This is a genomic window from Actinomadura keratinilytica (genome assembly GCF_039539665.1).
Classification (GTDB): Bacteria; Actinomycetota; Actinomycetes; order Streptosporangiales; family Streptosporangiaceae; genus Spirillospora; species Spirillospora keratinilytica.
In genome coordinates, this window is sequence record NZ_BAABDO010000182.1 from 1 (window position 1) to 9103 (window position 9103).

The window sequence follows — 9103 nt, forward strand, 5'->3', positions numbered from 1 at the left end:
CCGACTTGGCGTCCGGGCGGGGCGCGCCGGCTCGCGGCCGCGCCCCGCCCCCCGGACCGGCTCCCGCCGGGGGCCCCGTCGTCGCCGTTCGCGCCGCCGCCCTGGTCGCTGATGTCCCGGTCGATGCCAACGCGGCCGGAGTTCGTACGCTCATCCCTGTGCTCACCATCCGCACTCATATGACTACCTGTTGTGATCGAGGGTAACTACCCGGTGTGACAGACAGCACCACGGGGCACCGTCGCAGGGGCCGGCTGCTGATCATCGGCGGTGCGGAGAACCGTACGTGCGGCACCGGGCCGCTGGAGACGTTCGTGCGGCTGGCGGGCGATTCGGCCGCGCGGGTGGTGGTGGTGACCACCGCCACCGAGATCCCCGAGGAGGTGACCGCCGAGTACACCGCCGCGTTCGGGCGGCTCGGCGTGACCGCGGTGCGCGAGCTGCGGCTGCTGGGCCGGGCCGCGGCCGACGACCCGGGCGTGCTGGACGCCCTGGACGAGGCCACCGGCGTGCTGTTCAGCGGCGGCGACCAGTCGCGCATCCGCACCCTGGTCGGGTCCCAGACCAACCGGCTGCTGCGCCGCCGGCTGGAGGAGGACGGCCTGGTCATCGCCGGCACCAGCGCGGGCGCCACCGCGATGGGCCACTGGATGATCCTGGGCGGCAAGGGGCACGAGCTCGCCGCGTCCACGGTGCGGGTCGGGCCGGGGCTGGCGCTGATGGACAACGTCCTGATCGACATGCACTTTCTGGAGCGCGGACGGCTGCCCCGCCTGCTCAGCGGCATCGCGCTGGACACCCGGCTGCTGGGCGTGGGCATCGACGAGGACACCGCGATCGTGGTGGGCGACGGCTCCTTCGAGGTGGTCGGCTCCGGACTGGTCACGGTGGTGGACGCCGAGCGGGCCACGGTCGGCTACGCGGCGGGCGACGACGAGCCGATGGCGATGCTGCACGTCGACCTGCACATGCTCCCGGCGGGCTGCCGCTTCGACATGGACCGGCGCAAGCCCGTCATCGGCCGGCGTCCCGGGGAGGAGTCCTGACCGATGCGCATCGACGCGCTGCGCCGCCTCGGCGGCCCGAACGTGTACCTGTCCCGTCCGGTGCTGGTGGCCCGGCTGGAGCTGGCGGAGCTGACCGAGCGGGAGACCACCGACCGGCCCGGCTTCGCCGAGCGGCTGGTGGAGCTGCTGCCGGGCCTGGCCGACCACCACTGCTCGGCCGGCCGTCCCGGGGGGCTGCTGGACGCCATGGCCCGCGGCACCTACTTCGGGCACGTCACCGAGCACGTGGCGCTGGAGCTGTCCTGCCTGGTCGGCCGCGAGGTGTGCTTCGGCCGGACGGTGTGGGCGGGCTCCCCCGGCGTCTACGACGTGATCCTCGAATGCCCGCGCGACGAGCCGTCCGCCAGCCCGGTGCCCGGCGCGCTGCTGGCGCTGGCGGTGCGGACGGTGACGGGGGTGCTGGAGGGCCGGCCGCCCGCGCTGGAACCGGAACTGGCCCGCCTCCGCGCCGAGTACGAGCGGACCCGCCTGGGCGTCAGCACGGCGGCGCTGGCGCGGGCCGCGCGGCGCCGGGGCGTGCCGGTGCGGCGGGTGGGCGAGCTGAACCTGCTGCACCTGGGGTACGGGCGGCACCGCCGCACGGTGTGGGCGGCGATGACCGACGCGACGTCGGCGATCGGCATGGAGATCGCCGCGGACAAGCGGCTGGCGCAGGTCGTGCTGGCCGAGGCGGGGATCCCGGTGCCCGAGGGGCGGCTGGTGACCAACGCCGCCGAGGCGCTGGACGCCCTGCGCGAGATCGGCCCGCCGGTGGTGGTCAAGCCGCTGTCGGGGCACCAGGGCGAGGGCGTGCGGGTCGAGCTGTCCGAGCCCGCCGAGGTGCTGGCCGCCTTCCGCGCCGCGGCGGGCGTGGACGACCGGGTTCTGGTGGAGTCCTACATCCCCGGCCGCGACTACCGGGTGCTGGTGGTGGGCGGGCGGGTGGCGGCCGCGGCCGAGCTGACCGCCGCGCACGTCGTCGGGGACGGCGCGGCGACGGTCGCGGCGCTGGTCGAGCGGGTCAACGCCGACCCGGCGCGCGGCGAGGGGCACGACCGGCCGCTGACGCGGCTGCGGCTGGGCGCGGCGGAGGTGGCGCACCTGGCCCGGCAGGGGCACCGCCGCGACACCGTCCCCGCCGACGGGGAGGTGGTGTGGCTGCGCCGCAACGCCAACCTGTCCACCGGCGGCACCAGCCGGGACGTCACCGACGAGGTGCACCCGCAGGTCGCGCGGATGTGCGTGCGGGCGGCCGCGGCGATCGGCATGGACGTGTGCGGGGTGGACCTGCGCCTGCCCGACATCGCGGCGCCGCTGCCGGAGGGCCCCGGCGCGGCGGGGGTGCTGGAGGTGAACGCCGCGCCCGGGCTGCGCATGCACCTGCGGCCGCACGAGGGCGCGGGCCGCGACGTCGCGGCGGCGATCATCGACCTGATGTTCCCGCCGGGCACCCCGTCGCGGATCCCGATCGTGTCGGTGACCGGCACCAACGGCAAGACCACGACCGTGCGGATGGTCGCCCACATCCTCGCCCGGCGGGGCCTGCGGGTCGGCATGGCCTGCACCGAGGGCGTCTACCTGGAGGGGCGCGGGGCGGGCGGCCTGGTGTACAAGGCCGACGCGTCCGGGCCCCGGTCGGCGGAGATGGTGCTGGCCGACCGCTCGGTGGAGGCGGCGGTGCTGGAGACCGCGCGCGGCGGGATCGTCCGCCGCGGCCTGGGCTACGACCGCGCCGACGTGGCCGTGGTCACCAACATCACCGCCGACCACCTCGGCGTCGACGACACCCTCACGGTGGACGACCTGGTGCACATCAAGGCGCTGGTGGCCGAGGAGATCCGGGACGGCGGGCACCTGGTGCTCAACGCCGACGACCCGCGGGCGGCGGGCCTGGCCGAGCGTCCGTCCGTGCGGCGGCGCGACCCGGTGGTGCGGCTGTTCGGCGCGTCGGCGCGCAGCGCGGCCATCGCCCGGCACGTGGCGCGGGGCGGCGTGGCGTACTTCGTCGACGGCGGCGTGCTGGTGGAGGCGGCCGCGGCGGAGCGCACGCCGCTGCTGCCGGTCGGGGAGGTCGCCGGCGCGTTCGGCGGACGCGCCGCGCACGTGGTCGCCGACGCCCTGGCGGCGGCGGCCGCGGCCCGGGCCCTCGACACCCCGGCGGAGGTGGTCGCCGACGCGCTGCGCTCGTTCGCCCCGCACGACCGCAACCCCGGCCGCGGCTGCGTCTACCAGGTCGGCGACAACCCGGTGCTGGTCGACTACGCGCACAACCCGGCGGCGGTCGCCGCGATCGGCGCGTTCGTGCGCCGCCAGTGGGACCGGCCGGGCGTGGCCGCCGTCACGCTGCCCGGCGACCGCGAGGACGCCCTGGTCGCCGAGACCGCCCGGGCGCTGGCGGACGCGTTCGGCCGGGTCGTGGTCTACGAGGACGAGGATCTGCGCGGCCGCGCGCCCGGCGAGATGACCGACCTGATCGTCCGCGGGCTGCGCGAGCGGCGGCCGGGCGTGCGGCACGTCGCGGCCGGCGACCTGAAGAGCGCGCTGACCACGGCCCTGACCCTCGCCGGCCCCGGCGAGCCGGTGCTGCTGCTGTACGAGAAGCTGCAGCCGGTCGCCGACCTGCTGCACACCCTGGGCGCCCGGCCCGGCTCGGCGGACGCCGGCTAGCCGCGGGCCCGGCGGCGCCGGTCAGCCGCGGGGCCGGCGCGCGGCCCACCAGGCTCCGGCGGCCGCGGCGCCGAGCAGGACGACGAACGCCACGTCGGGCACGGCCCGTCCCATGCGCTGCACCCACTCCTCGAGCGCGACCTCCCGGTCGGCGCCGAGCGGCGAGGGCAGCGCGGCCGTCCCCTCGAAGGCCAGGAACAGCACGCCGGCGGCGACGAACATCAGCCCCGACGCCAGCGACGTGGTGTGCAGCCGCAGCGGGCCGACGGTGAACGGCCTGCCGCGCAGCCAGCGGCGGCGGCCCAGGTCGAACCGGTCCCACAGCAGCGCCAGCGCGAACAGCGGCAGCGCCATGCCCAGCGCGTGGACGGCGAGGAGGACGCCGCCGTACAGCGGGTCCCCCTCCACGGCGGCCACGGTGAGGATCGCGCCCAGGATGGGCCCGGCGCAGAAGCCCGCCAGCCCGTACACGGTGCCCAGCAGGTAGGTGGACGCCGCCGACGCCGGGCGCAGCCGCCCGGCCGCCTCCTGAGCGCGTGCCGAGGCGAACCCCAGGCCGAGGATCTGGGCCGCCCCCAGCGCGACGACGACCGCTCCGCCGGCGGTGACCAGCAGCCCGCGATGGCCGTTGAACAGCCGCGCGGCGGCCGCCCCGGCGACGCCGAGCGGGACGAGCGCGGTGGCCAGCCCCGCGTAGAAGACGCCGGTGCGGGCCAGCAGCCGCGCGGGCGCGGCGAACGAGTAGGCGAAGAACGCGGGCAGCAGCATCGCGCCGCACGGGCTGACCAGGGTGAGCACGCCCCCGAGGAACGCCGCCGGATACCCGATGTCGATCACGTGCCCCCTCCCACGTGACCGGCAGGCTACTAGGGTCCCGGCCTACGCGGTGAGGGGGCGCCGCGAAAGGGCACGGCGAGGGGGCGCTGTGGAAGGGCGCGCTGCAGAGGGCGCGGTGCAGGGGCTACGCGGTGAAACCGTCCAGGGGCAGGCCGACGTAGTTCTCCGCCAGGCTGGCGGACGCGGCCTTCGACGACACGACGTAGTCCAGGTGGGAGCGCTGCAGGCGCCGGTCGAAGTCGTCGGCGGCCGGGTCGACGTGCAGCAGGGTGGTCATCCAGTACGAGAAGTGCTCGGCGCGCCAGATCCGGCGCAGGCACTGCTGCGAGTAGGAGTCCAGCAGCGTCTCGGACCCGGTCGCGTAGTACTCGGTCAGGGCGGCGGCCAGCACGGTGACGTCCGCGACGGCCAGGTTGAGCCCCTTGGCGCCGGTGGGCGGGACGATGTGCGCGGCGTCCCCGGCCAGGAACAGCCGGTCGTGCCGCATCGGCTCGGCGACGAAGCTGCGCATCGGGGTGATCGCCCGGTCGGTGATCGGCCCGGGGGTCAGCTCCCAGCCGTCGTCGGTGGCGAACCGGGCGGCCAGCTCGTCCCAGATCCGCTGGTCCGGCCAGGCGGCCAGGTCCTCGTCCGGCGCGACCTGCAGGTACAGCCGGCTGACCTTGGGCGAGCGCAGGCTGTGCAGGGCGAAGCCGCGGTCGTGGTTGGCGTAGATCAGCTCCTCGGTGGACGGCGGGACGTCGGCGAGGATGCCGAGCCAGGCGAACGGGTACTCGCGGGTGAACGTCCGCACGTCGGGCACGGCCCGCCGCGCCACCCCGTGGAAGCCGTCGCAGCCGGCGACGAAGTCGCACTCCAGGGTGTGCGTGCCGCCGCCGTGGCGGAACGTCACGCTCGGCGCGGACGGGTCGACCGCCACGGCCTCGGCCTCGAAGCGGATGTCGCCGCCGTCGGCCAGGCGCCGCGCCACCAGGTCCTTGACGATCTCGGTCTGGGCGTAGACGGTGACCGTCCGGCCGGTCAGGTCGGTGAGCGGGATCCGGTGCCCGGCGCCGCCGAACCGCAGCTCCAGCCCGTGGTGCACCAGGCCCTCGCGGTCGAGCCGCTCGCCCACCCCGGCCTCGCGCAGCACGTCGGTGGTGCCCTGCTCCAGCATTCCGGCGCGCTGGCGCTGCTCGACGTACGCCCGGTCGCGGCTCTCCAGTACCACTGACTCGATGCCCTGCCGGTACAGCAACTGGGACAGCAGCAGTCCCGCCGGTCCGCCGCCGATGATCGCGACCTGGGTGCGCATGGCTCCTCCTTCTCGTGTCACCAGCGATCCTGGCGTCTGCCGCGGCCGGGCGAGGCCCGCTCTTCCGGCCACCGGAAACCCGCGTCCGGGCGGCGGCACAGGTCGCCGACCGGATCCGGCCGACCCGGTCAGGCGCCCGACGCCGCGGGCGGGGCGGGCGGGGCGCCGCCGGACACGGGCGGCCCCGGCACCGCGGGTTCGACGCGCCAGTGCAGGGCCACGTCGCGCGACAGGGCGCGCGCGGCGGTCATCAGCGGCGGCAGCAGCCGCCGCACGTCGGCGCTGCGGGAGCGGGCCACCAGCGACAGGGCCGCCACCACCTCGCCGTCGGCGTCGCGGACCGGGACGGCGACCGAGGACGCGCCCACCGTCATGTCGTCGCGGGTGACGGCGTAGCCGTTGCGGCGCACCCGGGCCAGCACGTCGCGCAGCTCGCCGGGGTCGGTGACGGTGCGCGGCGTGTGCCGGGCCAGCCCGGCCGCCAGGACCGATTCGAGCAGCTCCGGCGGCGCGTACGCCAGCAGCACCTGCCCGACCCCGGTGGCGTGCAGCGGCAGCGTGCTGCCGACCTGCGTGACCACGGGCACCGATCGGGTGCCGCGCAGCCGCTCGACGACCAGCGCCCGCCCCTCGCGCAGCACGGCGAGCTGCACGTTGTCGTGGGTGACCTCGTAGACGTCCTCCATGTGCGGCAGCGCCAGCTCGCGCAGGCCGGTGACGGCCGGGGCCTGGCTGCCGATGCGCCACAGGCGGGTGCCGATGCGGTAGGTGCCGTCGGGGACGCGTTCCAGGAACCCTCCGGCGACCAGCTCGCCCACCAGCCGGTGCCCGGTGGCCAGCGGCAGCCCGGCCCGGCGGCAGATCTCGCTGAGGTTGAGGCGGACGCCGCCGAGGGCGAAGGCGTCCAGGATCGCCATGATCTTGCGTGCCACGCTGGGCGGCCGCGTCCGGTCGGTCATCGCCCGCCTCCCCTCGCGCGGCCGCTATCCGGCCGCGGGAGTCCCGCTCGCCTGCTCCTCCTCGGCCAGTACCCGCTGGGCGACGGCGAAGGCGGAGTTGGCCGCGGGCACCCCGCAGTAGATCGCGCTCTGCAGCAGCACCTCTTTGATCTCGTCCCGGGTGAGCCCGTTGCGCAGGGCGGCCCGCACGTGCATGCCGAGCTCGTCCAGGTGGCCGCGGGCGACCAGGGCGGTGAGGGTGATGCAGCTGCGGGTGCGGCGGTCCAGGCCGGGCCGGGTCCAGATCTCGCCCCAGGCGTACCGGGTGATCAGGTCCTGGAAGTCCTCGGTGAAGCCGGTGGTGCGGGCCACCGCCCGGTCCACGTGGGCGTCGCCGAGCACCTCGCGCCGCACCTTCATGCCGGCGGCGTGCCGCCGCCGGTCGTCCGTGGGCTCGCCCGCGGGCTCGCCGGCGGGGCGGTTCGTCGCGGAGGTCATGCGGGGGCTCCCTTCCAGGTGCGGTCCAGGTGCGAGACGATCGCGTCGGTGACGGGGCCGGGGCGTTCCACGTTGGCCAGGTGCCCGGCGCCGTCGACGACGACCAGCTGGGCGCCGGGGATGCGGTCGGCGAGCACGTCGCCGTGGCCGGCGGGCGGCGTGGGCGCGTCCTCGGCTCCCGCGACCACCAGGGTGGGCGCGGTGATGCGGGCGAGCCGGTCGGTGGCGTCGAAGGCGGCCAGGGCGTCGCAGCAGGCGGCGTATCCGGCCGGGTCGGTGGCGCGCAGCATCGCCACGTACGGGTCGGCGCCGGTGAAGCCGGGCGTGAACCACCGCCCCGCGGCGGTGTCGGCGACCGGCCCGACGCCCTCGCGGCGCACCAGCGCGGCCCGCTCGCGCCAGCTCTCCGGCGGTCCGAAGCGGGGGGAGGTGCAGCACAGGACCAGGCTGGCGACGCGGTCGGGCGCGGCCAGGGCGAGCTCGGCGCCGACCGCCCCGCCCAGCGAGACCCCCGCGTAGGCGAACCTGGTGACGCCCTCGGCGTCGAGGACCTCCAGCACCTGGGCGGCCAGGTCGCCGACCGTGAGGGGCCCTCCGCCGCCGGGCGGGGGCGACTGGCCGTGGCCGGGCAGGTCGTACCGCAGCACCCGCCAGCGCTCGGTGAGCGCGGGCAGCTGCGGGGCCCACAGGCCGGTGGTGGTGCCCAGGGACGGGCCGAGGACGACGACGGGCGCGTCGCCGGGCCCGTCGGCTTGGCAGTACAGGGTCACGTGCGGTTCCTTCGGTACTCCCGGTACCGCGCCAGGGCCCGGTCGACCAGGTCCGGGGCGGCACCGGCGTCGGCGCGGCCGCCGTGCTCGGCCAGCAGCTCCAGCAGGCCGTCGAGGTTGGCGCGCATGCGGTCGGGCGCGACCTCCAGGCCCTCCAGCAGCTCGGCGGCGGTCTCGGCGGCGCCGCCGGTCAGGCGGAGCATCTCGCGCAGCGGCTGCCACTCGGCGTGCCACTCGCCCGCGGGCCGCTCGTGCGGCGCGGCCTGCGCGGCGAACAGGATCTGCGCGTACGCCGGCACCTGCAGCGCCGCGGAGCGCACCAGCGCCGACAGCGCGGGGTTGCGTTTGTGCGGCATGGCCGACGAGCCGCCGCGGCCGGGTCCGGCGGCCTCGGCGGCCTCGTCCACCTCGCTCTGGGCGAGCAGCACCACATCGGTGGCGATCTTGCCGAGGGCGCCGGCGACCAGCGTCAGCGCCCCGGCGAGCTCGGCCACGGGCGTGCGGCGGGTGTGCCAGGGCAGCTCGGGCTCGGCCAGCCCGAGCTGCGCCGCGAAGGCGGGCGGCAGGTCCAGGGCGTGCTCGCCGAACGCCGCCAGGGTGCCCGCCGCGCCGCCGAGCTGGACGGGCAGCCGCAGCGCCGCCAGCCGGTCCCGGGCGTCCAGGCAGCCCAGCAGCCAGCCGGCCGCCTTGAGCCCGAAGGTGGACGGCACCGCCTGGCGCGCCAGCGTCCGCGCGGCCATCGGCGTGTCGCGGTGCCGCTCGGCGTGCCCGGCCAGCGCGTCCAGCGCCCGGTCCAGGTGCGCGAGGATCACGCCGCGGGTGCGGGACGCCACGAGCATCGCGGCGGTGTCGACGATGTCCTGGCTGGTGGCGCCGCGGTGGACGTGCCGCCCGGCCGGGCCCGCCAGTGCGCGCAGGTCGGCGATGAGCGGGACCACCGGGTTGCCCGCGCCGCGCGCCCGCCGGGCCAGGCCGGGCAGGTCGAACCGGGCGGCGAGGGCGGCCGCGGTGAAGGCGTCGGCGGCCTCGCGCGGCACGGCGCCGAGGTCCCCG

8 protein-coding genes are annotated in these 9103 nt (G+C 76.9%); 2 read left to right on the forward strand and 6 right to left on the reverse strand.

Translation table 11 applies throughout. From position 1 onward, the window contains the following. Positions 1-215 precede the first annotated feature (215 nt). A complete protein-coding gene (locus ABD879_RS30990) occupies positions 216-1046 on the forward strand; it encodes a cyanophycinase (protein WP_345025303.1) in 831 nt (276 codons plus the stop codon). 3 nt (positions 1047-1049) lie between these two features. Further along, a complete protein-coding gene (gene cphA / locus ABD879_RS30995; protein ID WP_345025304.1) occupies positions 1050-3713 on the forward strand; it encodes a cyanophycin synthetase in 2664 nt (887 codons plus the stop codon). A 21-nt stretch (positions 3714-3734) separates the two neighbouring features. Here the strand turns inward: cphA and ABD879_RS31000 are convergent, their stop codons facing one another. From ABD879_RS31000 to pcaB, 6 genes are all read right to left on the reverse strand, one after another. Next, entirely contained in the window at positions 3735-4550 is an 816-nt protein-coding gene (locus ABD879_RS31000) for a cytochrome c biogenesis CcdA family protein (protein WP_345025305.1), read from the reverse strand. 124 nt (positions 4551-4674) lie between these two features. Then, complete coding sequence (locus ABD879_RS31005) at positions 4675-5844, reverse strand: 4-hydroxybenzoate 3-monooxygenase (protein ID WP_345025307.1); 1170 nt, start codon at positions 5842-5844, stop codon at positions 4675-4677. A gap of 128 nt (positions 5845-5972) precedes the next feature. Further along, positions 5973-6803, reverse strand: coding sequence for an IclR family transcriptional regulator (locus ABD879_RS31010; RefSeq protein ID WP_345025308.1), 831 nt, complete (start codon positions 6801-6803; stop codon positions 5973-5975). 24 nt (positions 6804-6827) lie between these two features. After that, positions 6828-7280, reverse strand: a complete 453-nt coding sequence (gene pcaC / locus ABD879_RS31015) for a 4-carboxymuconolactone decarboxylase (protein ID WP_345025309.1) — start codon at positions 7278-7280, stop codon at positions 6828-6830. Beyond that, positions 7277-8050: a 3-oxoadipate enol-lactonase gene (pcaD, locus tag ABD879_RS31020; protein WP_345025310.1), complete on the reverse strand. Its 774-nt coding sequence runs from the start codon at positions 8048-8050 to the stop codon at positions 7277-7279. The genes pcaC and pcaD overlap by 4 nt, the downstream gene beginning before the upstream one ends. Continuing rightward, positions 8047-9103 (reverse strand): 3-carboxy-cis,cis-muconate cycloisomerase (gene pcaB / locus ABD879_RS31025; RefSeq protein WP_345025312.1); only part of this gene is annotated, 1057 nt, incomplete at its 5' end. The genes pcaB and pcaD, both read right to left, overlap by 4 nt.

What these genes read in the sequence shown, in the direction of transcription:
- cphA (WP_345025304.1), top strand. Translation starts at nt 1,050, where the DNA reads ATGCGCATCGACGCGCTGCGCCGCCTCGGCGGCCCGAACGTGTACCTG.
- ABD879_RS31005 (WP_345025307.1), bottom strand. Translation starts at nt 5,844, where the DNA reads ATGCGCACCCAGGTCGCGATCATCGGCGGCGGACCGGCGGGACTGCTG.
- ABD879_RS31010 (WP_345025308.1), bottom strand. Translation starts at nt 6,803, where the DNA reads ATGACCGACCGGACGCGGCCGCCCAGCGTGGCACGCAAGATCATGGCG.
- pcaC (WP_345025309.1), bottom strand. Translation starts at nt 7,280, where the DNA reads ATGACCTCCGCGACGAACCGCCCCGCCGGCGAGCCCGCGGGCGAGCCC.